Origin of the sequence: Janthinobacterium sp. CG_23.4 (genome assembly GCF_029892305.1) — a bacterium.
In the GTDB taxonomy this organism is placed as follows: domain Bacteria; phylum Pseudomonadota; class Gammaproteobacteria; order Burkholderiales; family Burkholderiaceae_D; genus Janthinobacterium; species Janthinobacterium lividum_D.
The window spans coordinates 1402119-1428579 of record NZ_JARXUX010000001.1 but is presented as its reverse complement, the minus strand read 5'-3'; the positions used below and the strand labels follow the sequence as shown (position 1 = coordinate 1428579).

Sequence of the window (26461 nt, the reverse complement as noted above, 5' to 3'; positions counted from 1 at the left end):
TGCATGGGTATCCACCGGCCAAGATGCGGCCGGTGCTGCCTTCTAACGAATTACACACCGGACAACACCGTAGCGAGCGGCAGTCAATTGTGGCCGAGAAACAGAGCTGTGCTATCGCACAGTGAGCGTCGGAGGCCGCAAGTGGCGACGCGCAGCAGGTTTGGTGTGGTGTTTTAGCGGCGCGCGGGAATGGCCGTGTTATCTTCCGACAAGACGATTTCCACCCGGCGATTCAGCTGGCGGTTCGCCGCGCTGTCGTTGCCAGCGGCCGGATAGGCAGCGCCATAGCCTTTCGTGGCGATGCGGTCACGGCTGATGCCTTGTTCCAGCAGCGCATTGCGCACCGATTCGGCGCGACGCTGCGACAAGTCCAGATTGTGCGCGGAGCCGCCAGTGCTATCCGTAAAGCCTTCGATCAGCACCGTGCGCTGCGGGTTGTTTTTCAGCACGTCGGCCAGCTTGCGCGCCGTCGTCGCGCCATTGTCCGTCAAGTTCGCCTTGTCGGTGCCAAACAGCACGTCGCCCAGGGTAATGACCATGCCGCGTTCGGTTTTCTTGGCGGCCAGGTCGGCCAGCTGCACCTCCAGTGCGGCAGCGCGGGCGGTAGCATCACGGGCCGATGCTTCAGCCGATTGTGCCTGGGCCTTGGCCACCTGCGCATCGGCCTGTGCCGCCTGCGCGCGCGCCGTGGCCTGGTCGGCCTGCTGCGTGCGCGCATCGAGGCGTAACTGGTCGCGCTGCTTGCCGGCGTTGGCGATATCGGCTTCAGCCGCTTTCTGCTTGGCTACCTCTTGCGCTGTTGCAATTTTTTGCTTGGCCAGGTAAGCCAGCTTGTCGACTTTTTCGCTGTCGTCCTGGCGCGTGGCGGCGGCATTCGCCGCTTCCAGCGCAGCGCTCGCTTCGCGCATTTCGCGTGGCGCGTAGGTCGACACCATCGGGTTCGATTGCGCCGCCATGTAGTCGCCGCGCGTCTGGTCAAGCAGGCTGGTGGCGGTTGGTGCGGAGCTGCAGGCGGCAACAAAAGCGGCCATGGCCAGCAGGCCTGGAATCGTGGTGTACGTAGCTTTTTTCATGATGGGGTCCTGGTTATTGTTGTTAGTTATTGTTTTGGAGCTTGCTCGTTGGCACGCTCAAGCTCTTCGCGCATGACGCGGATGTTCTCGTTGATTTCATCGGCGGCGCTGCTGGCCTTGGCGGAGTTGGCCTTGCTTTGCGCCAGCTTGGCATCGGCTTGCGCCTGGTCGGCCAGGTCGCGCGCCATCTTGTAGTCGCGGTCTTTCAAGGCTTGGTTGGCCATGCGCATTTTTTCGCGGGCAGATCGCATTTCATCGGGCGCCAGGTCGGCGGCGCCGGCGCTGGCGGCGTTATCGACGGCGGCACGCGATACGGCGACATCGGCCGTGGCAGGCGTTTTCAAGCTCGAGCAGCCCGTCATCAGGACCACGGCGGTGGCGCAAGCAGCCAAGGCGGTCAGTGGGAACATCTTGAAATTTTGATTTGTCATTTTTTTCTCCTGGACAATGTTGATCGGTAGCTTATTGGTAGCTTGTTGGCAGCTTATTGGCAGCTTATTGGCAGCTTACATACGCCGATACCTCTGACATCAGCAACGGCGTTGGATGTATGACGTTATAGGCTCAGACTCCCCGCAGATCCGTTCGGTGCCGCACATAGAGTAAGAAATCGACAATACTTGCGTGGACAACGTGCGCCAGCGCACGTGCAGGCCAAAAAAACCTGAAACGCACGCCGCTTGGTGGCGATTCCTGTAGCATCGTGCTCCAGTCCAGAAAGAATCGCCTGCACCCCTATGCCACGTTTTACTACTCTCTCGCGCCGTCAGAAAATCACCGTTGCCAGCGCCGCCGTACTCGTCACCCTGAGCGTCACGGCCATCGTCGTCATGCTCAATATGGACTGGAATCGCGCCAAGCCCTGGCTTGATGCGCGCGCCAGCGAAGCGCTGGGCCGGCCGTTTGCCATTGTGGGCGATTTGTCGCTGACGTGGCAGCAAGCACCGACTGCGGGGCAACAAAGCTGGCGCGCCTACCTGCCATGGCCGCATTTGCAAGCAAAGGACGTGCGCCTGGGCAACCCGCGCGGCATGACAGGAACGGATGAGCAGGCGCAGCTGGCCAGCGTGCGCCAGATAACATTTTCCCTCAATCCCCTGGCCTTGCTGGACAAAAAAATCCATATCCAGCAATTGCGCTTGGACACGCCGCAGGTGCATTTGCTGCGCAACAAGCATGGCCAGAACAACTGGACTTTCGACCAGCAGGAACGGCCATCGCCGTGGCAGCTGGAATTGCAAAGCGTGGTCTTCAGCAAGGGCACGGTATTGCTCGACGATGATGTCACGCACACGGCGATGCGCGCCGACGTCGACACCATCGCGCACGACAAGCGCTACGGCATCGCCTGGACGCTGTCGGGCAACTACGGCGGGGCAAGCATCGAGGGCGGCGGCAAGGCGGGCGGCGTGCTGTCGCTGCAGCAGCAAGGCACGCCCTTCCCCATCGAGGCCGACATACGCGTCGGCGCCAGCAGCGTGGCTATCGAAGGCACCCTGACGCGCCCGGCCGACCTGGCCGCGCTCGACGTGCGCCTGAAAATCGCTGGACCCAGCATGGCGCGCCTGTATCCGTTGACGGGCCTGCTGCTGCCGGAAACGCCGCACTTCAGCACAGAAGGCCATTTGACAGGCACCCTGGCGCCCAACGGCGGCGAATGGGTGTACGAGCAGTTCCGCGGCAAAGTCGGTTCCAGCGATGTCGAAGGCAAACTGCGCTTTTCAGCCAGTACGCCGCGCAAGCGCCTGACGGGCGAAGTGCACTCGCGCCTGCTGCAATTTTCCGACCTGGGCCCGCTGGTAGGCGCCGACTCCAGCGCCAGCAAGAAAGAACGGGGCGTGCCGTCGACGCAGCCGGCAGGGCGCGTGCTGCCGGTGGAAACGTTCAAGAGCGAGCGCTGGAGCAGCCTGGACGCCGATGTGCGCTACACGGCCGATAAAATCACGCGCGACGCAGAGTTGCCAATCAGCAAGCTCGACACGCATGTGGTGCTGAGCAATGGCGTGCTGTCTTTGACGCCGCTCAATTTCAATCTGGCGGGCGGCACTCTGAGCGCGCAGATCAAGCTCGACGGCAGCGGCAAGGCCCTCACCGACGGCATCGTGGCCGAACTCAAGGCCAGCGCCCGCCATCTGCACATCGAGCAACTGTTTCCCCGCCTGCAGGCCCTGCAGGCGAGCGTGGGTGAAATCAATGGCGACGTGTCGCTGTCGGCCACGGGCAATTCCGTCGCCAGCCTGCTGGGCAATTCGAACGGCGAAGTACGCGCGCTGATCAACCGGGGCAGCATCAGCAAGCTGCTGCTGGAAGAAATGGGCTTGAATATCGGCAGTATCGTGCTCACCAAGATGGTCGGCGATAAGCAAGTCAAGCTGAACTGCATGGTCGCTGATTTCGCCGTCGACAAGGGATTGATGCGCACGCGCCAATTTCTGGTCGACACGGACGATGCCGTGTTGCATGTCGACGGCACGGTGAGCCTGGCCAATGAGCGGCTCGATCTGACCCTGCGGCCGGACAGCAAGGGCTTGCGCATCTTTTCGCTGCGCTCGCCCCTGTATGTGCAAGGCACATTCAGCAAGCCCGAGGTGAGCGTCGACAAGGGCGTGCTAGCCCTGCGCGCCGGCGGCGCCCTGGCGCTGGCCGTGGTAGCGCCCGTGGCTGCCCTGCTGCCGCTGGTCAACACCGGCCCCGCGACCGGCCCTGCAGAAGACAACGAATGCGCCGCCCTGCTGGCGCAGGCACGCGTCAAGCCGGCGGCGCCGAAAGCGGACAAGACTGGGCGCAAGAGCCGCTGATGAGTACGGCAACCGGCGGCGATTACAATTGTTACACCCCTATGTGCGTTATCGAACAGACCCTGCCTAGTCAGGATCCTATTCTGTGACCATGCCTGCAACACGTGGCGAGACGAAATACCACCGACCCCTACCAAGCCGGCGTCACGAGGTCCGAATTCATAGGAGAACTATCATGCAAATCATTAAAAAAATCGCCGCCACCACATCCGTTGCCGCTCTGCTGCTGAGCTTGACTGCTTGCGCCAACATGTCCGGCCAGGATAAAAACACGGCCATCGGCGCTGGTATCGGCGCTGTCGCCGGCTCCGTGCTGACGGGCGGCAGCGCCGTCGGCGCCGTTGGCGGCGCCGCCGTCGGCGGCGTCATCGGCAATCAGGTCAAGCCGAAGTAAGCGCTGCATAACGTCGCATGACGTCGCATGACGTTGCACAAGAAAGCGAGGTAGGCACCCAGGTGTCCGCCCCGCCCTCTTGCGTCCCTTGTCCGTCGTCCGGAGTCCATTGACGACATTAAAAAGTTATCATGAGGAAAATCAGACGAAGACATTCGCCATGCCGATGGCGCCGCTATCCTTGACCAGCGCATAGCAGCGGCAGGAGACCGCTTCCAGGCCTGCGGAATCGAGGATTTCGATATTGCCGCGGCTGTAGGTGATCAGTTTTTGCTGTTGCAGGGCGCTCGCTGCCTTGGTCACGCCGACCCGCCGCACGCCCAGAGTATGGGCAAGAAATTCATGCGTCAGGTGAAATTTTTCCGACTGCAGGCGATCGCGCGTAATTAGCAGCGAACGTGCCAGTCGCGCCTCAAGCACGTGAAAGCGGCTGCACACGGCAATCTGGATAGCTTGTGCCAACAGGGTGTCCGTGTAGCGGTACAGCAGGCGCTGCAGCGAATCGAGCTGTGCAAACTCGGCGCAGAACTCGGCCCGCCCGATGCAACTGGCCGTGCCGGACCGTTGCACCACGGCACGCACTTGCGCCAAGTCATGTCCCAACGCAACGGCAGCTCCCAGCACGCCTTCGCGGCCGACGGAGCCCACTTCCAGGGTCATTCGCCCTTCCGCCACGGCCAGTAGCGAGATCAGGCAGTCGCTGGGGAAATAGATGTGGCCGATAGGCTGGCCCGGTTCGTACAGCACCTCGCCCACCTCGACCGTGACGGTATCGAACAGCGCCGTCAGGTGCCGCAAGTCAGGCTCGGGCAGGCTAGCGAGCAAGCGGTTGCCAGCGTCAGGCTTGCCGGCAAGCGTACCCGGGCCGGGTCGGCCTGCGTCGCGGGACAGGATCATGCTGGCGTTCGTTGGTGGCATTGCTTTTCCTTGGTGTCGTTACAACTCGACATGATGTTTACTTAGCCTACGGTGCGGTACCGTCCCTGTATGTACGGTGACGCACGGAAGCGCGGCACGCGGCACAGCACACTGGCAGCATGCGAGCACAACACGCACTACCCATTCCATTATTCAAACAAACCAAGGAAATCTCCATGTCCACTACCAAATCGCTCCATCCTTTGGTGCTTGCCGCCGCCGTCGCCGTCCTGCTGTTTTGCGGCGTGGGCACGGCGGCCCTGATGGGCTGGCTGCCCTCGTCCCAGGGCGGTGCCCAGACACTGGCGGCCAGCACCTCGGCCGAACAACTGGCAAGCTTGCAAGAGAACCGGCCGCCACAGTCCGTACCCGAGCCACAGCCGCAACAACAAGCGCAGCAGCCAGCACAGCAAGCTCAGCAACCTCAGCAACCTCAGCAGCAATATGCGACAGCCCCGGCGCCGCAGGTGTGTAGCAATTGCGGCGTGATCGAAGCTATCCACGAAGTCAATACGCGCGCCGAAGGCAGCGGCGTAGGCGCCGCGGGCGGCGCCGTCGTCGGCGGCTTGCTGGGCAACCAGGTAGGCGGCGGCCACGGCAAACAGCTGGCCACCGTGCTGGGCGCCGTTGGCGGTGCCGTAGCCGGCAACCAGATCGAAGGCAGCGTGCGCGCCACGCGCAGCTACAACATCGTCGTACGTCTCGATAACGGCAAGACGCGCACCGTGCATCAGAGCGCCGCGCCGAATTGGCGCCAGGGCGACCGCGTGCGTGTCGTCAACGGCGGCTTGCGCGCCATGGGCTAGGCGCGGCGAGGCCAGGCGAGGCACATCGCCCCCCGCCCGGCCTGTTCTGGTGTTTTCTTTTTAGCAATGTTCGTTGACGCACAGATGAGCTTGCCGCCGTGCTGGATGATGCACCCAGGAAAGCTCAATCAATGTCTTGCAGGAGATGCAATGGAAAACCAGACGGCTAGCGGCAACACAAGTAACACAATCTGGCTCGGCTTTATCGGCGCCGGCATCCTCGCTACCGCGCTGGGCTTCTGCGCGCTGGACCTGGCGCCATTGCAAGCGAGCTCGTCCGTGTTCGGCGTCATGCTGCTGCTGACAGGCGGCATGCTCAGTTGCCTGGCGGGCGCCGTCGGCATGGCCGGCATGCTGACCTGGATACCGGGCATGGCCGATGAACACGCCGACCGGCCCCGATAGTTGATCCTTGTGTACGACAGCGTACAGAAGGCTAGGGAAACAAAGTAGACACTCAGTCATGGCATCGGCGTTCAGCGACACAGTCGCCGCGCAATGACAAAAACCGATGACAGCGCCAGATGCCAGCGCCGCACAAGACCAAGGCCAAGGCAGTCGCCGTCATCCACACATTACTCTCGGAGGACATATCATGCTGTATACAATCGCCGTCGTACTCATTATTCTTTGGCTGCTGGGCCTGGTAACTTCCTATACCATTGGCGGCTTCATCCACATTTTGCTGGTGGTAGCCGTCATCATGGTCCTGTTGCGCCTGATCAGCGGGCGCGGCTTATAGCCCAGATCGTTAGCACAGGATGACAGGGCGGCGCACGTGCAAACGGGCGCCGCCTTTTTGCCGCCTCTTGTGTACAGTGCGCGCGCTGGCACGCAGCGGCATTTTGCAGTAACGTGTGCAGGTAATCGCTGGGTATGTCCCCATCACAAAACAAGGAAAAATCCATGAAAACATACAAAAACGGCGCTGGCGCCAAATCTCTGATCGGCATGCTGGTCCTCGCGCTGGCCGCCACGGGCTGCGCGGACATGTCCTCGACACAACGTGGTACGGCCACGGGCGCTGGCATCGGCGCGGGTCTGGGTGCCTTGATCGGCGGCACTACCGGCGGTGGCAGCGGCGGCCGCACGGCCGGTGGTGCCCTGCTCGGTGCTGCAGCGGGCGCCGTGGTCGGCAATATCTGGTCGAACCGCATGGAAAACCAGAAGCGCGCGATGGAACAAGCGACACAGGGCACTGGTGTACAAGTGACTCAGACGGCCGATAACCGCCTGAAAATGGAAATCCCAAGCGATATTTCCTTCGACACCAACCGCGCCGACATCAAGGGCAACTTCCGCCCCATTCTCGACCGCTTTGCCGCCACCCTGAATGAAAACCGCAACACCACGGTCAGCATCGTCGGCCACACGGACAGCACCGGCAGCGCTTCCATTAACGAACCGCTGTCGGTGGAACGCGCGGCCCACACGCGCGACTACCTGTCCATGCGCGGCGTGTCGCCAACGCGCATCGTCACGGAAGGCCGCGGCGCCCGCGAGCCGATCGCCTCGAATGCGGATGCCTCGGGACGCGCGCGCAATCGCCGCGTGGAAATCTACGTTGCAGAGTTAGCGCCACGCTAAGTGGACATGCATCTATAAAAAAAACCCGCTGGCAAGGTCTTTGCCAGCGGGTTTTTTTGCAGCTGAAACAGCTTATTTCGACGTCGTTGCCTTGGCGCCGCTTGCGCCCTCTTTCGCCAGCTTGGCGAAATCGCCCGCCGTGACGATCGAAATGGCCGCCGGCTTCAGGTAATCGCGCAAGACCTGATTGACTTGTGCCAAGGTCAATGCTGCCACCTTCGCTTCCAGGTCCTTGTCGTACGCCATGGTCCGGCCTTGCGCCAGGTAATCGGCCAGGCCGCGCGCCAGGCCGCTGTCTTGCGTACGGCCCACTTCTTCCGATTGCAACCAGCCCTTTTTCGCTTCGACCAGTTCCGCTTCCGAGAACCCGTCGGCCAGCACCTTGGCGATTTCCTCACGCAGGGCAGCTTCCACCTTGGCCGTGTTTTGCGGCGCGCTGATGGCATACGCCATCCAGAAACCGGCCGGCTCGCGCGATGGCACGGTCACTTGCGAACCGACGCCGTACGACAGGCCTTCCTTCTGGCGGATGCGATCGGCCAGGCGGCTGCGCAAGGCGCCGCCACCGAGCATGTGATTGGCGATCACCAGCGCCGGATAGGCCGCTGCATCATCCTTGAGCGCAATCGGCTGGATCGCGAACAGCACGCTGTTGGCCTTGTCCGGCGTTTCCAGCGTGACTTTCTCGCCACTGACGGGCTTGACGGCATCAAGAATGCGCACATACGGCTGCTGCGCCTTCCAGCTGCCGTACAGGCTGGCCACTTGCGCCTTCAGCGCGGCCGGGTCGAAGTCGCCCACGGCGGCAAAGGTGGCGTTCGACGCGCCGTAGTAGGCGCCATGGAAGGCTTTCACATCGGCAACACTGATGGCTTTCCACTGTGCCAGCTCAACCGGCAAGGTCGCCACGTGGCGCACATGGCCTTCCGGCGTGGCGTCGAGCAAGCGGCGAAAAGCGTTCACTGCCTGCGGCTGCGGCTCAGGCAATTCCTGCTCGGCGCGGCCCACGCGCTCGCGCTGCAATTCCAGGAACTGCGTCTCGCTCAGGGCCGGCTTTTGCAGCACTTGCGCCAGCAGGTCCATGGCGGCCGGCAAGTTCTCGCGCTTGCCCATCAACATGGCGGTGACACCTTCGGCGCCGCCCGAGATGGCCACTTGCGTGCCCAGTTGGTCAAACTTGTCCTTCACTTCCTGGCGCGACAGTTTATCCGTGCCACGCGACAACAGATTGGCCGTGTAGCTGCCCACTTGCGCCTTGCCGCGCAAGCTGTCTTCACTACCGAGCTGCAATTTCAACACGACGCTGACGGTATTGCCCTTGGTTTTCTTCGCCAGCAAAGCGCCCTTCAAGCCGTTTGGCAAAGTGAAGCGCTGCGTGCGCGCCTCGATATTGTCGGGGCTCGGGTCGAACGCCTCACCCTGCGCCACCACGGCACGGCCCGTATAGCCGGCCAGTTGCTGCGCCACGTCGGCGTAGGCCGGCACGACGGTGCGGTCCGGCGCATCGGTGGGGATGAAGCGGCCCAGGGTGCGGTTCGAACTCTTCAGGTATTTCTCGGCTGCCGCCTGCACCTGCGCCGTCGTCAATTTGTCGAGCTGATCGCGCTGCAGGAAGAACAAACGCCAGTCGCCGGCCGCCAAGGACTCCGTCAGGGCGATCGTCATGCGCGCCGTGTTCGAGGTGATCAGTTCGACCTGCTTGTTCAGCTGCTGCTTGACGCGTGCCACTTCCGCATCCGTGATCGGCTGCGATTTCAGCTCTTCCAGCACTTTCAGCATGGCCGCTTGCGCCGCATCAAGGTTGCCATCGACGGGTACCAGTGCGCCGAACAGGTTGTAGCCGGGCTCCAGATTGCTCACGGAGTTGTATTCGATCTTGCTGGCCAGCTTGGTTTCCACCAGCGCCTTGTGCAGGCGGCCGGCCGGGGCGTCCGTCAGCACGTGACCGAGCACCTCGATGGCGACGGCATCGGGATTGCCGGACGGCGCCACGTGATAGCCGGCGCCGACGAACTGCGTACCACCGCTGCGGCGCACCGTGACGGCGCGCTCGCCATCTTGCACCGGTTCGGCCGTGTAAGTCGGCTCGATCACGCGCGTCGGTTTGGCGATCTTGCCGAACAGCTCATTGATCTGCTGCAATACCTTGGCTTCATCGAAGCGGCCTGCCACCATCAGCACGGCATTATCCGGCTGATAATATTTATGATAGAACGCGCGCAAGCGGGGAATGTTCACCTGCTCGATGTCGGAGCGGGCGCCGATGGTCGACTTGCCATAGTTGTGCCAATCGTAGGCGATGGCCTGGATGCGTTCACTGGTTACGCCGATCGGGTCGCTCTCGCCCATCTCGAATTCGTTGCGCACGACCGTCATTTCACCCTTTTGCGTCTTCGGATTCCACAGGTCATTCTGGTCGATGGCGGCGTTGACCATGCGGTCCGCTTCCATGGCCAGCATCTGGCGCAGGTTATCGTCGTTGGCGGGGAAAGTGGCGTAGTAATTGGTGCGGTCATACCAGGTGGTGCCATTGAACTGCGCGCCCGTCGAATTGAGGATCTCGACGGGGGTTTTCGTGCCCTTCTTGACGCCGAAGTTGGCGCTGGGCTTGAACAGCAAATGCTCAAGCAAGTGGGCCATGCCCGTTTCGCCATAGTTTTCATGGCGTGAACCGACCATGTAGACGATGTTGGTGGTCAGGGTCGGCTTGCTGGCGTCGGGGAACAACAGCACGCGCAAGCCATTGGCCAAGCGGTATTCGGTGATGCCTTCGACAGAAGTGACTTTGACGGCGGCGCGCTGGGATGCGGCCTTGGCGGTTTTCTGGGTCGGTGCAGCGTCCACTGCGGTGGCGGCTAGGATGAACGACGGCGAGACGATGCCGGCGGCAAGCAGGAGGGCGGTAATTGGTTTCAAGTCGGAGTCCTAGTAACACTACGATATAAAAAATGCGAAAGATGCGAAAGATGCGCAAACGAAAAATGCGCAAGCGCAAGGCGATACAAACGCAAAAATTGCCACAGGCCCGCGCTGCGTCTTCGCCGCCCAGGGAAATCATTGCAATCTCAATTTACGGCATACTTACCAGTTATGCAAGTGCTGTCATCGGGCTGTTATTTGCCCATGCTATACTCCACAGTTCCAGAACTAACTGCCTGTATATGAGACGAGCTCTCGTCCTGCTCTGCCTTTTTGTTTTCCTCGCCCTACCCCAGGCGTTCGCCAGCATGGCTGACGCCAGCACTTCCCCATTTCAGCCTGCAGTCGCGGCAGGCACTACTGCCGTGCCTGCCCTCAATGCCGATTGCCCTGAGAGCGCCGCCCATACGGGCCTGCCCGGCGAGCGCTGCGAGGCCGAAGAATGCGACAACGACCCCATCACGCTATACCCGAGCTCGCACCAAGGCGCGCCGTTTTGCGCCATCATTTGGCAAGCGGGACCGGGCGCACTTGCCGAAGCGGACGCGCGGCAGGCCACCCGGCCGCCGCGCGTCCGCCACTGACACCGCAGCACGCATCGCACTCAAGCCGGGGCCATCGGCCGCCGGGCGCGCTTTATATTAATTGACTTTACAAGGTTACACACATGGAATGGTTATTTGACCCGACAATCTGGGTCGGCCTGCTGACGCTGGTCGTACTGGAAATCGTACTGGGTATCGACAACCTGATCTTCATCGCCATCCTGGCCGAGAAACTGCCGCCGCACCAGCGCGACAAGGCGCGCGTGCTGGGCCTGAGCCTGGCCCTCGTGATGCGCCTGGGCCTGCTTTCCCTGATTTCCTGGCTAGTCACCCTGACCATGCCATTGTTTTCCCTATGGACCTTCGCCTTTTCGGGACGCGACCTGATCTTGCTCTTCGGCGGTGTATTTCTGCTGTTCAAGGCCACCACCGAGTTGCACGAGCGTCTCGAAGGCGTCACGCATGCCCAGGCGGGGCCGAAAGTCTATGCCGGCTTCGGCCTGGTAGTGGCGCAGATCGTCGTGCTCGATGCTGTCTTTTCACTCGACGCCGTCATCACGGCCGTCGGCATGGTGGACAATCTGTACGTGATGATGGCCGCCGTCATCATTTCCATCGTCGTCATGATGCTTGCTTCAAAAGTGCTGACGCGCTTCGTCAACGCCCACCCCACCGTCGTGGTGCTGTGCCTGAGCTTCTTGCTGATGATCGGCCTGTCGCTGGTGGCCGAAGGCCTGGGCTTCCACATTCCGAAAGGATATTTGTACGCCGCTATCGGTTTCTCGATCGTCATCGAGTTCTTCAATCAGCTGGCGCGCCGCAACTTCCTCAAGCTGCAGTCGAACGCACCGCTGCGCGACCGCACGGCGCAAGCGGTCCTGAGCCTGCTGGGTGGACGCACGGGCCGCGAAGCCGCTGAAGAGCATGAAGTCAAGGAATTGCCCGACGTCTCCGCCTTCGGCGTGGAAGAGCGCAACATGGTCAGCGGCGTGCTGACCCTGGCCGAACGCTCGATCCGCTCGGTGATGACGCCGCGCGGCGACGTTTCGTGGGTCAACCTGAACGATAGCAGCGAGAAGATGCTGCAACTGCTGCGCGAAACGCCACACAGCATGATTCCTGTCTGCAAGGATGACCTCGATAATGTGATCGGCATCGCGCGCAGCAAGGACCTGATCGAGGATCTGGTATCGCACGCCAAGATCGACCCGGCCAGCATGCGCGAAGCCATCGTCATGCCGGAAGCGGCCGGCGTGCTCAAAGCCATGGAAACCCTGAAGCGCTCGCGCGGGCAGCTGGTGCTGGTAGTCGACGAGTTCGGCACCGTGCAAGGCGTGCTGACGCCCATCGACATCCTCGAAGCCATCGCCGGCGAATTCCCCGACGAGGACGAGCTACCCGACGTGGAAGTGCTGGCCCCCGGCCACTGGCGCATCGATGGCGCCACCGACCTGCATTACCTGGAGCAAGTGTTCGAGAAGGAAACCCTGGTCAGCGAAGATGGCGAATACAACTCGCTGGCCGGCTTCCTGCTGGCGCATTTTGAAAACATGCCAGCCGTGGGCGAAGTGCTGGAGCTCGATGACTTGCGCTACGAAATCGTCGAAGCCGACGAACGCCGCATCGCCTGCGTGGACGTGCGCCGCATCGAGCCCGATCACAGTTTGTAACACAATGGCAAGCGTGACTGGCTTGCCATGCCGTATGCTGAGGTCTGCCTTTTTTGGAGACGCCAACATGAACCACTGCCTACTACGCCTGAGCTTGCTGGCCTGCGCCGCCATCGGCGCGCAAGCCGCTGCCCAGGCCGCCTCGCCCTCCACCGCCATCAAGCCGGGCCTGTGGCAAGTCGACAGCAAGATGGCCTCGCCGGACGCCGCCACCGACAACACCATGTCCCTGCTGCTGCAGCAGCTGGGCAACCTTCCTCCCGATCAACGCAAGCAGCTCGAAAGCATGGCCGCCAGCCGCGGCATGGCCATGCCCACCGTGGGCGCCGACGGCGCCGTGCGCGTGACGGCTTGCGTGACGCCGGAAATGGCGGCGCGCAGACAGATTCCCACGGGCCAGCCCGGCGATTGCAAGTCGAAGAACAGCGACATCGCGGATGGCATGCAAGTGTCATTTTCCTGCAGCAAGCCGAAATCGAGCGGCGAAGGCCAGGTGCGCTTCCTTGGCGACCAGGCTTTCAGCATGCAACTGGCGGTGACGACGACCGCGCGCGGCGCGCCGGAACAGGTGAATGTGACAAGTAAGGGCAAATGGCTGGGGGCAACGTGTCCTGCGCCATCGAGCGCTGCCGCTCAGAAACCGTGACGAAAACCCATATTTAAAGCAGCGTCGCCGCGTCCGCTGTCGCTGGCATTACCCACCGTGTAGCGGGCACCGTTCTTGTTGTGGATCTTCGCGTAAGACGCGTAGAAATCGCTGCGTTTTGACAAGGAGTACGTGAGGCCGACGGCCACTTGGCTGGCGTCGCGGTTGGCCAGGTCGCGGTCATCCTTGCGCACATACGAGGCCAGTAGCTTGAAGCCGCCCACGGGCACGGACACGCCCAGCAAGGTGTCGCGGCTGTCCGATGAGGACATCGACAACGCCAGCGAGCTGTAGGCGTTGTTCGGGTCCCAAGGCGAACTGCCATAGCCCTTGTTCACGCCCACGGCGGCAAAGGCGGTGGCCACTTTCAGGTCGATATTGGCCGCGATCAGGGTGTTGCGCGACGACATGTCGATGGCGGGCAAGGTGCCGGAGGCGAGAATGAAATTGCTTTTGCGCTGGTGCGATACGCTGACATTCACGGCGCCGGCCGAGTAGCCTAGCGTGGCGCCATAGGCGCGGTTGTTGGCGCTGCTGTAAGGCGACTCGCCGAAGCTATAGATGGCGCTGGCGGACACGCCGCGCAAGGCGGGCGTCACGTATTTGACGGTGTTGTCGTAGCGTTTCACGCTGTAGCCAGCCAGGTTGCTTGCGCTGCCGGCCATGCCGCCCTTGAACGGGTCGGCCACGTCGGTGAGGGCCAGGTATTGCGGGTTGTATTGACGGCCCAGTGTCAGCGCGCCCAGGCGGCTGTCGAGGCCCACATAAGCTTGGCGACCGAACAAGCGCCCGTCTTCCGACTGGCCCGTGTCGTTCTGCACGCCCGCTTCCACGGTAAATACGGCGGACAGGTCATTGCCCAAGGCTTCTCTTCCCTGCAGCCCCAGGCGCGAGCCCGATGCGACGCCGCCGGACACCTTGGTGCCGGCGCAATTGGCAACACAGCCGCGTTCGGCAACGATACCGGCGTCGAGCACGCCGTACACGACAACGTTACTCGATGTGGCACTGCCCGCGCCATCGGCAGCCTGCGCCGCCGCTGCCCCCATCGCTGTCACAGCAAGCGCGAAATACAAGATTTTCATGATTAATATCTCGGTGACGTGGGTGAAAATTCCCGGTATTGATCAGGACATGCGCTGTATGTCTGATCTGAGTGTTACCTTATCCTCGCTTTTTGTCCAGCCCTCCGTGCGTTGTGCAACAGAAACTTCAGCTTAGCGTCCAGAAATGCGTCGTGCACTGACAACACGCAAGCGTGAGCATCATTACGGTATTTGCGGCAAAATGGCGTGGAAAGTAGGCCCTGCCTTGATGCAACGTTCGGTAGCGAACGTTGCATGATTTGACGCAGGCGGTACACTACCGGTTTTACCGACAGCGGCTCGCCCGTTTTTTCTGCATGCTAGCTATCCTCGAACGCATAGCCCCCAACTCCAGCAATATCGACTTGCTGGTGGAATTATTCAACTCACTGCGTCCCAAGCGCCCCCACGACAGCGCTACCGCGATCGCCAATGTGCGCACCCTGCGCCAGCTTCTCAAAGGTAACCCCGCACAGGCGCGCGCCCTGCATGAATACGTGCTGCGCGTACTGGCTGCACGCCGCCACGCCAGCCTGTACTCAGACATCGGCGTGCTGTCGAACAGCGGTTTTTTCACCGAATTGAAACGCCGCATCGCCTACCGCATGCTGCCACCCGCCTTGGGCGACGAGTACCTGAACGACGCGCTCGACCAGGTGCTATACCTGAAGACCGATTATGTGTGGATCAGCAACGTGCCCGCTGCGGACTGGCTGGAACTGTTCGACGTGCTCACCGCCGACACTATCGAACTGGCCGTCGGCGATGGTAACATCATGCTGCCGGGCATGCTCGACGCTATCCGCACCCTGTCCTACCGCGTCTGCGCCATGGGCCTGGAACCGGAACTGACACGTTTTCATAACGAAATCGAAGTCTTCCAGTCGCCGTTCATGGTGCAAAACACGGAAGTGAACGCCTACCTGGACGCCTACACGAAGCTGTTGCATGGCAATATCGAGCACATCGAGGACGCGCGCCACCTGCTGGTGATGCTGGACCAGTGCGACGCCGTCATCGCCAAGATCCGCAAGAAGGCGCTATACCAGGGTACCAGCATTGCCCTCACGTATTTACTGGTGGCGCTGGCGCAAAGCATCGACCGCCTGCGCAAATTGCTGTTCCTGGTCGACACGAGTGGCGAGCTGCCCAGCTCGGCCAACGTCGATATCGCCGCCATCACGGTGGACGCCACACAAGACTTGCTGCATCCGCAGCCCGTTAGCCGCCGCCGCGCAGGCGCCGTCGCGCTGGCGCTGGAACTGATACGCGCGCACAACCACAAGTACAAGGTCAGCGATCTGTTTTCCGACAATATCAACTTGCTGGCGCGCAATGTGACGGAAAACGCCAGCCGCACGGGCGAACACTACATCGCGGAAAGCCGGCGCGAGATGGGGGCCATGTTCCTGTCCTCGGCGGGCGCGGGCATCATCATCGGCTTCATGGCCCTGTTCAAGATCCTGATGTCGTATTTGCGCTCGGCGCCGCTGGTGGAAGCGTTCATGTTCAGCATGAATTACTCGATCGGCTTCATGTTCATCCACTTGCTGCACTTCACGGTGGCGACCAAGCAGCCGGCCATGACGGCCTCGCGCATCGCCGCCGGCCTGCACAGCAAGGATGGCAGGAATATCGACCTCGACAGCATGGCTGAACTGATCAACAAGGTCTTCCGCACACAAAACATGGCCGTGCTGGGCAACCTGGCCACGGCCATTCCTACAGCCTGGTTGATCGCGCTGGGCTACAAGGCGATCACGGGCCACCACCTGGTGTCGCCGGAAAAAGCCATGCATCTGCTGCACGATATCGACCCCATCGGCAGCCCCGCCATCTTCTACGCCATGATTGCCGGCGTGTGCCTGTTCGTCGCTGGCCTGATTTCGGGCTACTATGACAATCAGGCGCTGTACACGCGCTGGGCGCAGCGCATCGCGCAATTGCGCAGCCTGGGCCGCGTGATCGGCCAGCATCGCTTGCAGCGACTGGGCCTATACCTGGAAAACAACCTGGGCGGCCTGATGGGTAATTTCTATTTCGGCATCCTGCTGGGCTCCATCGGCACGCTGGGCTTTTTGATCGGCTTGCCGATCGATATACGCCACATCACTTTCTCGGCCGCCAACTTTGCGACCGCGCTGGTGGGACTGGACCATAACATGAGCTGGCAACTGGCTGTCAAGTCGCTATCGGGCATCTTCGCCATCGGCACGGCCAACCTGCTGGTCAGCTTTGGTTTGGCGCTGTGGGTAGCGCTGCGTTCGCGCCAGGTGCACTTCAAGCACGGCATGCAATTGTTGAAAATTCTGGGCAAGCGCTTCCTGCGCTCGCCCATCGTCTTCTTCTTCGGCTCGAAAAATCCGCCGCCACTGGCACTGGCCGATGACTCGGCTAACCTCCATCCCACGACCAAGGCTCAAAAATGATCGCCAGGCGCATGCAACCCTGCCTCACCGCCTTAATGCTGTGCTGGACCCTGGCTGCATGCGCCTCGCTGCCCAATGTTAAAAACCTCAACACCACCCTGGAACCTGTCGCCAGGCCCAAGGTGATCACGGGCAAGGGTGCCGTGCTCAATGTCAACAGCCGCGCCGCCCTGCTCAACAAGCGCTGGGCCAAGTCCGGCATGGACTTGAAGACCCAGGCCGCACTGGAAGAGGCGGCCACGGGCGTGCCTTTAATCAAGGGCAACAAGGTGACCCTGCTGTTTGATGGCCCGCAAACCATGGCCGCCATGTTCCAGGCCATCAGCGGCGCGAAAAACAGCATCAACCTGGAAACGTACATTTTCGACCAGGACCCGCTGGGCCTGAAATTTGCCGACATGCTCATCGAAAAACAGCAGGCGGGCGTAACGGTCAACGTCATCTACGACAGCGTGGGCACGCTGGGTGTGCCGCAAGCTTTCTTCGAGCGCATGCGCGCGGCCGGCGTGCACCTGGTGGCATTCAACCCCGTCAATCCGGCCAAGCTCAAGGGCGACGAATGGAAGATCAACAACCGCGACCACCGCAAGGTGCTGATCGTCGACGGCAAGACGGCGTTTACGGGTGGCATCAATATCAGCGATACCTATGCCAAGAGCTCGCTGTTCCGCTCGACATCGAAACCCACAGACAAGAAGGACGTAGGCTGGCGCGATACGCATGTCAAGGTGGAAGGGCCGGCCGTGGCCGCCTTTCAATGGCTGTTCATCCGCACCTGGGCCCAGCAAGACCAGTCCGATTTGCCGCACGCCGATTATTTCCCGATCCTGGCGGAAGTGGGCGACAAGCTGGTGCGCGTGGTGGCCAGCGAGCCCGATGGCGGCTTTGAAATCTACAAAGCCTATATTTTAGCCATCCAGGTAGCAAAAAAGTCTATTCACATCACCTCTGCCTATTTCGTGCCCGACCAGCAGACAGTCGATGCCCTGGTGGCAGCGGCCAAACGCGGCGTCGATGTCACCGTGGTACTGCCTGGCGTGTCCGACAGCGGCCTGGTGTTTCATGCAGGACACGCGCTGTACGACCAACTGCTGGCCGGCGGCATCCGCATTTTTCATTTGAAACTCGCCGTGCTGCACGCCAAGACGGCCGTCATCGATGGCGCCTGGTCGACCGTGGGCTCGACCAATATCGACATGCGCAGCTTTCTGCATAATAGTGAACTGAACCTGATCGTGCTGGGCGACAGCTTCGGCCGTGAAATGGAAAACGCCTTCCAGGAAGACTTGCGCGACTCGGAAGAGATGACCAAGGCGAAATGGGATACGCGGCCCGTCTCGGACCGCATCAAGGAGTGGGCGGCGCGTTTCATGAACTACTGGCTATAAGGCACAGAAGTGTGCCCCGGCAGGTCGGCGTAGGTCGGCGTAGGTCGGCTTAGCGCAGCGTAAGCCGACACCATCACCAAAACCACCACCACCGCCAACAATAGCGTCGGATTACGCGCCGCTTCGCCCCGCTAATCCGACCTACAGCGGGCGCAAGCTGGCCCACACGCCGTCGGCGCGTTCGAACGCTTCCGTGCTGACCTTTTCAAAGTCGCTACTGTCTTCACTCCAACCGTAGCGCTCGACGCGGATACAGCTGTCTTCGATACGAATGACATTGAACGAGTTCGACTCGCCCCTGCCCCGCGTGGACGTGGCCGTACCGGCCTGCACCATCAGGGCAGCGTAGCCATCGATCTTGTAGCGCGCCGACGTGTCGCCCGCATGGCTGGCGTGCAAATGGCCAGCTAGCAATAAATCCACGCCACATTCGGAAAACATTTGCAGCGCCAGCGGCGCGCGGTCCACCAGCTTTTCCTTGTCAAAATGCTCGGGCAAGTCGAATGGATGATGCGTGACGATGATGCGCGTCAAGCCGGGCGGCAAACGCCCCAGGCGTTGGCGCAGGACATCGATCTGCTGGTGGCTGATGCGCCCATCCTTGAAGGTCAGGGAACGGGCCGTGTTGATGCCCAGCACGGCAATTTCCGCATCCACGTATTCGGGCGACAAATCGGGCGTCACATGGCGCCGGTATTGCACCAGCGGCGTCAAAAAGCGCGAAAAGACGTTATACAGGGGTACGTCATGGTTGCCCGGCACCACGATCTGCGGCCCCGGCAAGCTATCGAGAAAGGTGCGCGCCTGCTGGAACTGGACGCTGCGGGCGCGCTGCGTGAGGTCACCCGAGACCACCACCACATCGGGCTCCAGGCGCTCGACTAAGGCGCGCAGCGGCGCCAGCAAGGCCGCATCGACCCTGCCAAAATGCAAATCGGATAAATGCACGAGTGTGCGCATGGTCTTAATCGGACGCCAGTGACGCGGCAGGCACCAGCACGGCCAGCGCAGCCGGACGGATACGATAATACAGCGGCGTATTCATGATGCTCACTTCGCCATCGGTGGCTACGCGCAGGCGCCGGTGTCGCGTGGCAATTTCCAGGTCATTGACCGTCAGCATATCGAAATCCTTGGCTTGCGACAATTTGCCGAACAGCGCGTGCAAGGCCAGCTTCAGCAAGCCCAGGCGGCCTGGTCGCTGCGCCACGTACAGGCTCAGTTGACCGCCATCGAGCCGCTCGCGCTCGCCGATATTCAAGCCTTGCATCAGGTATTCATTATTGCCAATGAACACAAACGGCGTGCGCCGGGCATGCACGGCGTCCTTGAGTTTCAATTGCACGCTGAGGAAAGGATAGCGGCGCAACGCAGCGACCAGGGCCCAGCTGAAGGCCAGCCACTTGCCCCGGCCCAGCCGACGCTGCTGCTTTTCACGGTCGCGCACGATATCGGGATACAGGCCCAGGCTGGAGTTGTTCAGGAAAATGCGGCCATTCACTTCGCCCACGTCGACTTGCTGCAGCACGCCCTGCGCCACATTGGCGATGGCCGCGTCTAGCGCCAAGGGAATGTTCAAATCCTTGGCAAAATGGTTCAAGGTACCCAAGGGCAAGACGCCAAACGGCGTGCCGCTGCCCACGACGACAGAGGCGACGGCATTGATGGTGCCGTCGCCGCCACCGGCGACGACGATGGGCGCGCCATCGCGCAGGGCCTGCTCGGCCTTGGCGATCATCTCGGACCCGCTTTGCGCCAGGGTGATGGCGGCGTCGAGGCCGACGGCCTGGAACTGTGCTTCGAGCTGCTGCGCCCAGTCGAGCGCATAGCCGCAGCCGGCGGCGCCGTTGATAATGACGACAATTTTACTCAGGATCATTCCCCTTATTTGGATAGACGGATATGTCGGCGGCGGCGCAGGGTCGACACACCGGCAATACAAATGGCCAGCCAGCCATAACTTTCCGCCATGGCCGCCAGCACGTCGCTCAAGTAATGCGCGCCCAGGTAGATGCGGCTGAAACCCACGAGCGCCGCCATCAGGAAGGCGCCCAGCGCGATGGCGATGCGCTTGCCCCAGGCGCCTGGCGCCGTCTGGCAAATCAGGTAGGCGGCCAGCAAGCCGTACAGGGCCGTCGAGGTAGCCGTATGACCACTGGGGAAGCTGTAGGTGCTCAAGGCCGTCTGCAAGATGGGCTCGTCAAAACTGGGCCGCGCGCGGACAAAAATATACTTTAGCAGCACGTTCAAAAACATGACGCCCGGCATGGTGATGAGCAGAGTAAACAACCAGTAGGTAGCGCCCTTGCGGTGCAGATACCAGCCCAGCAAGGTGGCCAGGGTGATGGCGCCGATCACGCCATGCATGTGCGTAATGAGCAGCAGGCAACGGGTGACCCACGGCACGGCATGCTGGTTGAACCACTGCGCCACCTGCAAGTCGATCACCGTGATCTGGGCCATCCCCATGACGGCTTCGGCGATCTCGTGGAAGACCACGATGGCCACCAGCATCAAGGCCACGCCCACCGTCATGTGCAGGCCCAGTTCACCCTCGGGCGATAGGCGCGCTTCGACAAAGCGGCGCAGTTTCGTGCTCCAGCCCGCGCTCATGGGCATATCATTCTTCTCTTGCAAACTGCTCTCCCTTTCCTGTTGATGGTGCTGGTCAAAAAAACCACACCGGCAAAAAATACTGTTTATTCATACAGTAACTGTGTTTTCATACAGTAGTTATGCTATTCTGATGACTCGTTCAACACATCTCCCTCAAAGGAATTGTCATGGCAACATTGAATAGCGGTTTTGGCTCACGCTTCGGCCTGGAATACGCCCCAAGCTCTTTCCTCGTCCGCATGGGCAAACGCGAAATCCTCGTCTGCCGCGACTTCCGCAAGCGCTACTACACCGTCAATCCCTTGATCGAGTGCGGTACGGGCATCGAGCCGGGCTATGTTGAAGTGCTGCTGATGCGCCGTTGGTTGCTTATCTTATCCAAGGCGCATTAAATACGCCGTAAAAATCTGCTGCGCGGCGCGATTTGCGGCCTGCGATGCTCGCTGTACTTCAGTACAACTACGCTTCTTGAGCACGACTCGCTGCCGCTCGCCACGATTTTTCTCGGCGTATTCCCGGGCTTTCGACGACCTTGCTTGAAAGCCTGGCCCGGCCATGCCGGAAGCGCGCCAGTAGCGGCCAGCGGCAACGCTGGCCGCCCCCTCATTACTGTGTGCGTTCCGGTGCGGCCGGGCTGGCAGGTGTTGCAGCATAAAAAATATTTGCCTCATACCAAACCCACCTCCCACCTCCCAACTTATAGCAGCCCCAGTTCCAGCGGTTTCACGCCGGCAAACACGTAATCGAGTTGCGCCGGCGTCAAGCCGAACGTGCGGCGCAGCAAGCCACCCAGCACGGCGCGGTATTCATTGAGCACCGGCATGTCGCGGTTCTGGAACAGCGTCGCCTGCGAAATCGCCACTTGCTCGCCTGCCACCTGCTTGCCCTTGACCGCGCCGCCCAGCACCCAAAACACGCTGCCATGACCATGGTCCGTGCCGCGGTTGCCGTTTTCGCGCAAGGTGCGGCCAAATTCACTCAGTACCACCACCACGGTATTGCGCCACTCGCTGCCCATTTCCTGCGAAAACGCGGCCAGGCCACGTCCCAGTTCATCGAAGCGCCCCGCCAGGTAACCGTTGGCCCCGCCCTGCCCCACATGCGTATCCCAGCCGCCCACGTCGACGAAGCCGATATTGTATTTGTCCTTCATCAAGCGGGCGATGCGCTGCGCCTCCAGTGCAAAGCCGCCGGTACTGATGGCGTTGCGGTTGGCCGCCAGCATTTCTCCCGTCAATTCCTTCCTCACATCGTCGCGCACGGCAAAGCCCGCGCTGACCGCTTGCTGCAAGGGCATACCCTTGTACATGGCGGCGATCAGCTCGCTTTGACGCGCATCAATGCCCGACTTGCCCACCGAACGCAACCCCATGTTCGGCACTTGCGCGCGGCCCTCGAAGATCAGCGGCAGTTGCTCGGTGAAGGAAAACGCGTAATGGCCCTGATCGCTATTGAGGCTTTGCGCCAGCCGGTTCAAAAAGCCCGAGCGCACATCGCGGCGTGCGCCGATCTCCTGCCCCAGTTCGATGCTGTCCTGCGTCTCGAAATGGCTGCGCGTCAAATCCGTCGTGCCGGCAAACGCAATGAAAGCCGCCTCGCCGGCGTTGAACATCGGGTAGATCGTCTCGCGCAAGGCCGGATGCAGCGCCCAGTCAGCATTCAATGCCAGAGCGCCGTTGTCCGCACCGGGTTTCACAATGGCGATATTGGGTCGTGATGCATAGTAAAAATCGCTGCCGAGCGGCACCAGCAGGTTGTTGGCGTCATAGCCGCCGCGCAAAAAGACCAACAACAGTCTGGCATGCGTGGCGGGCGCGGCCAGCAAGCTGCCTGCATGCGACAACAGGGGTGCGGCAGCCAGGGCTTTCAACAGATCACGACGGTACATGGCGATTCCTTCAGTGTCAACTTAGCGGTGCATCATTTCGGGCGAGGACAATAGGAAAATATTCCATTCCTGCGGCGACGCGGCCTGCTCCAGGGCTTGGCGCGTGGCCAGGCTCAAGGTCGGCTGCAACGACTGGTAAAACAAGGCGCTGGCCAGCTGCGGAAACGCGGCCTTTTCCTGCGGCTGCGGTCCCTCCGTCTTGAACAGGCCGGCGCTGCCCGCGCCGATGGTGCGGGCGATATCGAAGCGCGTCGTCATCTGCCCAGGGCTGGCCCACGACGCATCGGTCAAGGGGTAACCGTCCGGCGTCTGGCGTCCGTACAGCGGCTGGCCCATGCGCGCGAGCCAGTTCAGCATGGGGCCGGCGTTGAGGATGGGCTTATCGTCATAGCTGAGGCGCACGGCCGACACCACGTAGTGCATGGGGTCCTTGAATTTCTTGCCCAGCGATAGCCGGAACTCCGGGCTGCTGAACATGGTCTGCAGCACGTCGGCGATCATGCCATCGCTTTTCTGGAAGGTGGCCACCATGCGCACTAGCAGCGCTTCGGGCGGATGGTCGCCAACGAAATACTGGGCCAGCTTGCCGCTGATGAAACGCGCGGTGGCGGGACTGCGGCTGAGGCGATCCAGCGCTTCATCGAGCTCAGCCAATCCTCTGCCCTTCAGCGTTTGCCCAAGGAATTGCTTATCGCCGTAATCATGGCGATTCGGATTAAATTCGAACAAGCCCCGGCGCACATACTGTGATTGCAGCGCCGGCTTCACCTTTGGCGTGTCCGCTCCCAGGTTGACGCCCACGCCCGTCAGGATGCGCGCCAGCTCCTGCACGTCAGCCTGGCTGTAGCCGCCGTTGACGCCCAGGGTGTGCAATTCCATCAGCTCGCGCGCATAGTTTTCATTGATGCGCTTGACGGCATTGGCTTCATTGTCCAGATAGCGCAGCATGGCCGGATGGTGGGCGGTAGCGCCCAGCAAGTCTCGAAATTTCCCCAAGGCATGCGGCGCGATGGCGTTCGCCTCGTAATCGCCCACCATGGCGCGCAAGTTGTGCTTACCCTGGTGCACGCTGAAGTGATTGAGCCAGAACCAGCTCAACTGCTGCTGCAACTGATTGGTCGAATACACGTCCAGCAGCAAGGAACGCGTGGCCGCCTCGCGCGCCAGGCGATTGAGTTCCTGCTGATAATCTTTTTGCGCCTGCTGCTTTGCCATGTCGTCCATGCCACCGGCCGACTCCTTGCGCTTTTGCTCCATAGAAATCACCAATTGATCCAGCGGCACCTGACTGATAGTCATGGCGTCGATCTGCGCAGCGATGGCCGCTGGCAAGGCTGCCTTTCGTGGATGCAACTGCGCCTGCAGGTAAGCGTTCCAGCCTTGCGCCTGCACCTGGCGCACGCTGCCCGCATTGACGCCCCAACTGACCCTTTGCAGCATGGCGATGTCCTGCGCGGGACTGGTCTGTACGCGATGCTCGGCCTGCAAGGCAGGCTCGGCAGTACCACAGCCGGCCAGCAACAGCAGGGACATCAAGGTCGTCGGCAACAGTCGGCTGGGGCGCATGGCTATCCTTGGGGCAGTTTTTAGGGCGGTGGCATGCACACTAGCTGAGGGTACGCTCAGCTTGAGCTGCACATGATTACCATTTGCAACGATTTGTAATCACCGACGTCATGTTGATCATTGCGCACACTGATCGCGCAGGAAATCGCGCAATTGCAGCACCAGCGGCGTCACTTGCGCCCGGTGCATGCATACCAGTTGCAAGGGCGCGGCCTCACCCGCGACCTCGGGCAGCAGCACGTGCAGGCGGCCGGCGGCGACGTCGCCAGCCACATCGAGCCGCGATTTATAAGCGATGCCCAGGCCCGCCACGGCCCAACGGCGCACCAGGTCGGCATCATCGGCGCTGCGGTTGCCACTCACTTGCACGCTCACTTGCTCGCGCTGAGGCAGGCGGTAAAAGGTCCAGCGGTCGTGCATGCCATCTTCCAGTGCAAAGCGTAGGCAATTGCGCTGCGACAATTCTTCCAGCGCCAGCAGAGGGCCATGCGCACGCAGGTAATCGGGCGAGGCCACCAGCACTCTGTCGTTGGCGGGCGCGATCGGCATGGCGACCATGCCCGAATCGTCCTGCTGCCCGTAACGCAGGGCAATATCGACTTGCTGGCGCACCATGTCGGCCACCCGGTCGCTGACGCTGAACTGGTATTGCAGCTTCGGGTGGCGCGACTGGCACTCGTCCAGCCAGCCCAGCATCAGGTTACGGCCCAAGTCGGAAGGCATGGCAATTTTCAAAGTTCCGCCGAAACTGTCCTTGCCGGCCAGCAGTGCATCGTGGCCTGCGCGCAGCAGGCGCAGCGCTTCGCGCGCAGGCTCGATGTATTGCGTGCCTTCCGCCGTCAAGCTCAGCGAACGCGTCGTGCGCGCCAGCAGGCGCAAGCCCAGCTCGGCTTCCAGGCGCTTGACGGCGGCGCTGGCCAGCGCGGGCGAAATGCCGAGCTCGCGCGCGGCCGCCGACAGGCTGCCCCGGTCGGCCGTGCACACAAACACCTGCAAGTCATCGAGTCGCAGCAATTTTCAGTATTCCTTTGAAAGTGTTTCGGCACGCGCCCTCTTTTTCCTGGACGCGGAAGTCACCATCATACGTCATCGCCACCCCACTCTTGACCCAGGATTAGCATGAAAGCCATCGCCTACCACCACAGCCTGCCCATCACGGATGCGCACGCCCTGCTCGACATCGAACTGCCCACGCCCGCCGCCACGGGGCGCGACCTGCTCGTCGCCGTGAAGGCCATCTCCGTCAACCCCGTCGATACCAAGATACGCAAGAACCGCGCGCCGAAAGAAGACCAGCCCGAAGTGCTGGGCTGGGACGCGGCCGGCGTCGTCACCGCCGTCGGCCCCGACGTCACCCTGTTCCAGGTGGGCGATAAAGTCTGGTACGCGGGCGCCATCAACCGCCCCGGCAGCAACAGCGAGTTCCAGCTGGTGGACGAACGCATTGTCGGCCACATGCCGGCCAGCCTCGATTTCGCTGCGGCCGCCGCCCTGCCCCTCACCAGCATTACGGCCTGGGAATTGCTGTTCGAGCGCCTGCAACTGAGCCGCGACAAAAATCTTACGGGCAAGTCCCTGCTGGTGATCGGCGCGGCCGGCGGCGTCGGCTCCGTGCTGGTGCAGCTGGCGCGGCAATTGACAGGCGTAACCATCATCGGCACGGCCTCGCGCGCGGAAACTGCCGACTGGGTCAAGCAACTGGGCGCCCACCATGTGATCGACCACAGCTTGCCGCTGGCGGGGGAAATGACGCGCCTGGGCTTGCCGCCTGTCGACTACGTGATCAGCCTGAACCAGACCGACAAGCATTTCGACCAAATCGTGGAATTGATCGCCCCGCAAGGCAAGTTCGCCCTGATCGACGACCCCGAGCACATCGACGTGCGCAAATTCAAGGGCAAGAGCGTATCGCTGCACTGGGAGCTGATGTTTACCCGTTCGCTGTTCCAGACGGAAGATATGCTCGAGCAACACGTATTGCTCGATGAAATGGCACAGCTGGTGGACGCCGGCGTCATCAAGACCACCGTGAGCGAGCGCTTTGGCACGATCAATGCAGACAATTTGAAACGCGCGCATGCGCTGCTGGAGAGCAATACGGCGAAGGGCAAGATTGTGCTCGAAGGCTTTTAA

At 61.5% G+C, this 26461-nt stretch carries 24 protein-coding genes; 13 read left to right on the top strand and 11 right to left on the bottom strand.

Annotated features, from left to right (window positions below):
- Positions 1-173: 173 nt before the first annotated feature.
- Both H4V96_RS06415 and H4V96_RS06410 read right to left on the bottom strand, forming a co-directional pair.
- Entirely contained in the window at positions 174-1073 is a 900-nt protein-coding gene (locus H4V96_RS06415) for an OmpA family protein (protein WP_010396389.1), read from the bottom strand.
- A 26-nt stretch (positions 1074-1099) separates the two neighbouring features.
- On the bottom strand, positions 1100-1504 hold the full coding sequence (locus H4V96_RS06410) for a DUF4398 domain-containing protein (RefSeq protein WP_010396387.1): 405 nt from the start codon (positions 1502-1504) through the stop codon (positions 1100-1102).
- A gap of 306 nt (positions 1505-1810) precedes the next feature.
- On the opposite strand from H4V96_RS06410, the gene H4V96_RS06405 reads away from it, so the two are divergent.
- Positions 1811-3871: an AsmA family protein gene (locus H4V96_RS06405; protein ID WP_196856876.1), complete on the top strand. Its 2061-nt coding sequence runs from the start codon at positions 1811-1813 to the stop codon at positions 3869-3871.
- Between the two features lie 175 nt (positions 3872-4046).
- Positions 4047-4265 carry a glycine zipper 2TM domain-containing protein gene (locus H4V96_RS06400; RefSeq protein WP_010396384.1) on the top strand — a complete coding sequence of 73 codons (219 nt, stop codon included), beginning with the start codon at positions 4047-4049 and terminating at the stop codon, positions 4263-4265.
- 141 nt (positions 4266-4406) lie between these two features.
- Here H4V96_RS06400 and H4V96_RS06395 read toward each other — a convergent pair whose 3' ends face one another.
- Complete coding sequence (locus H4V96_RS06395) at positions 4407-5183, bottom strand: Crp/Fnr family transcriptional regulator (protein WP_010396382.1); 777 nt, start codon at positions 5181-5183, stop codon at positions 4407-4409.
- A gap of 176 nt (positions 5184-5359) precedes the next feature.
- Between H4V96_RS06395 and H4V96_RS06390 the strand changes: the two genes are divergently transcribed.
- The 4 genes from H4V96_RS06390 (at position 5360) to H4V96_RS06375 (ending at position 7576) form a co-directional block, all read left to right on the top strand.
- On the top strand, positions 5360-5989 hold the full coding sequence (locus H4V96_RS06390; protein ID WP_196856875.1) for a glycine zipper 2TM domain-containing protein: 630 nt from the start codon (positions 5360-5362) through the stop codon (positions 5987-5989).
- Between the two features lie 150 nt (positions 5990-6139).
- Positions 6140-6394: a hypothetical protein gene (locus tag H4V96_RS06385; protein ID WP_010396378.1), complete on the top strand. Its 255-nt coding sequence runs from the start codon at positions 6140-6142 to the stop codon at positions 6392-6394.
- 190 nt (positions 6395-6584) lie between these two features.
- Positions 6585-6731, top strand: coding sequence for a lmo0937 family membrane protein (locus H4V96_RS06380; RefSeq protein WP_010396376.1), 147 nt, complete (start codon positions 6585-6587; stop codon positions 6729-6731).
- A 164-nt stretch (positions 6732-6895) separates the two neighbouring features.
- Positions 6896-7576, top strand: a complete 681-nt coding sequence (locus H4V96_RS06375) for an OmpA family protein (protein WP_010396374.1) — start codon at positions 6896-6898, stop codon at positions 7574-7576.
- Positions 7577-7648: 72 nt separating this feature from the next.
- Here H4V96_RS06375 and H4V96_RS06370 read toward each other — a convergent pair whose 3' ends face one another.
- Entirely contained in the window at positions 7649-10492 is a 2844-nt protein-coding gene (locus H4V96_RS06370) for a pitrilysin family protein (protein WP_196856874.1), read from the bottom strand.
- 368 nt (positions 10493-10860) lie between these two features.
- On the opposite strand from H4V96_RS06370, the gene H4V96_RS06365 reads away from it, so the two are divergent.
- From H4V96_RS06365 to H4V96_RS06355, 3 genes are all read left to right on the top strand, one after another.
- Positions 10861-11079 carry a hypothetical protein gene (locus H4V96_RS06365; protein ID WP_128089034.1) on the top strand — a complete coding sequence of 73 codons (219 nt, stop codon included), beginning with the start codon at positions 10861-10863 and terminating at the stop codon, positions 11077-11079.
- An 83-nt stretch (positions 11080-11162) separates the two neighbouring features.
- Complete coding sequence (locus tag H4V96_RS06360) at positions 11163-12710, top strand: TerC family protein (RefSeq protein ID WP_196856872.1); 1548 nt, start codon at positions 11163-11165, stop codon at positions 12708-12710.
- A 67-nt stretch (positions 12711-12777) separates the two neighbouring features.
- On the top strand, positions 12778-13356 hold the full coding sequence (locus tag H4V96_RS06355; RefSeq protein WP_196856871.1) for a DUF3617 domain-containing protein: 579 nt from the start codon (positions 12778-12780) through the stop codon (positions 13354-13356).
- On the opposite strand, the gene H4V96_RS06350 is transcribed toward H4V96_RS06355, so the two are convergent.
- Complete coding sequence (locus H4V96_RS06350) at positions 13344-14441, bottom strand: porin (RefSeq protein WP_196856870.1); 1098 nt, start codon at positions 14439-14441, stop codon at positions 13344-13346. The two genes, H4V96_RS06355 and H4V96_RS06350, sit on opposite strands and share 13 nt — an antisense overlap.
- 317 nt (positions 14442-14758) lie before the next feature.
- On the opposite strand from H4V96_RS06350, the gene H4V96_RS06345 reads away from it, so the two are divergent.
- On the top strand, positions 14759-16870 hold the full coding sequence (locus tag H4V96_RS06345) for a site-specific recombinase (protein WP_196856869.1): 2112 nt from the start codon (positions 14759-14761) through the stop codon (positions 16868-16870).
- 35 nt (positions 16871-16905) lie between these two features.
- Positions 16906-18258, top strand: a complete 1353-nt coding sequence (gene cls / locus H4V96_RS06340) for a cardiolipin synthase (RefSeq protein ID WP_280720802.1) — start codon at positions 16906-16908, stop codon at positions 18256-18258.
- A 141-nt stretch (positions 18259-18399) separates the two neighbouring features.
- On the opposite strand, the gene H4V96_RS06335 is transcribed toward cls, so the two are convergent.
- From H4V96_RS06335 to H4V96_RS06325, 3 genes are read right to left on the bottom strand one after another with little or no spacing between them, the layout of a single operon-like run.
- A complete protein-coding gene (locus H4V96_RS06335) occupies positions 18400-19218 on the bottom strand; it encodes a metallophosphoesterase family protein (RefSeq protein WP_196856867.1) in 819 nt (272 codons plus the stop codon).
- Between the two features lie 4 nt (positions 19219-19222).
- Positions 19223-20137 (bottom strand): diacylglycerol kinase family protein, encoded by a 915-nt coding sequence (locus H4V96_RS06330; protein ID WP_196856866.1) that lies wholly within the window; start codon positions 20135-20137, stop codon positions 19223-19225.
- A 5-nt stretch (positions 20138-20142) separates the two neighbouring features.
- On the bottom strand, positions 20143-20895 hold the full coding sequence (locus H4V96_RS06325) for a phosphatase PAP2 family protein (RefSeq protein WP_261980697.1): 753 nt from the start codon (positions 20893-20895) through the stop codon (positions 20143-20145).
- Between the two features lie 146 nt (positions 20896-21041).
- Here H4V96_RS06325 and H4V96_RS06320 point away from each other — a divergent pair, with 146 nt between their 5' ends.
- Positions 21042-21266 (top strand): hypothetical protein, encoded by a 225-nt coding sequence (locus H4V96_RS06320; protein WP_010396348.1) that lies wholly within the window; start codon positions 21042-21044, stop codon positions 21264-21266.
- Between the two features lie 305 nt (positions 21267-21571).
- Here H4V96_RS06320 and H4V96_RS06315 read toward each other — a convergent pair whose 3' ends face one another.
- The 3 genes from H4V96_RS06315 to H4V96_RS06305 form a co-directional block, all read right to left on the bottom strand.
- On the bottom strand, positions 21572-22762 hold the full coding sequence (locus tag H4V96_RS06315; RefSeq protein ID WP_280720801.1) for a DUF1501 domain-containing protein: 1191 nt from the start codon (positions 22760-22762) through the stop codon (positions 21572-21574).
- 21 nt (positions 22763-22783) lie between these two features.
- Complete coding sequence (locus tag H4V96_RS06310; protein ID WP_196856864.1) at positions 22784-24328, bottom strand: DUF1800 domain-containing protein; 1545 nt, start codon at positions 24326-24328, stop codon at positions 22784-22786.
- A gap of 117 nt (positions 24329-24445) precedes the next feature.
- Positions 24446-25342 (bottom strand): LysR family transcriptional regulator, encoded by an 897-nt coding sequence (locus tag H4V96_RS06305; protein WP_196856863.1) that lies wholly within the window; start codon positions 25340-25342, stop codon positions 24446-24448.
- A 105-nt stretch (positions 25343-25447) separates the two neighbouring features.
- Between H4V96_RS06305 and H4V96_RS06300 the strand changes: the two genes are divergently transcribed.
- The gene (locus tag H4V96_RS06300; RefSeq protein WP_070345454.1) at positions 25448-26461 is read left to right on the top strand and encodes a zinc-binding alcohol dehydrogenase family protein; all 1014 of its coding nucleotides are present in this window, start codon (positions 25448-25450) and stop codon (positions 26459-26461) included.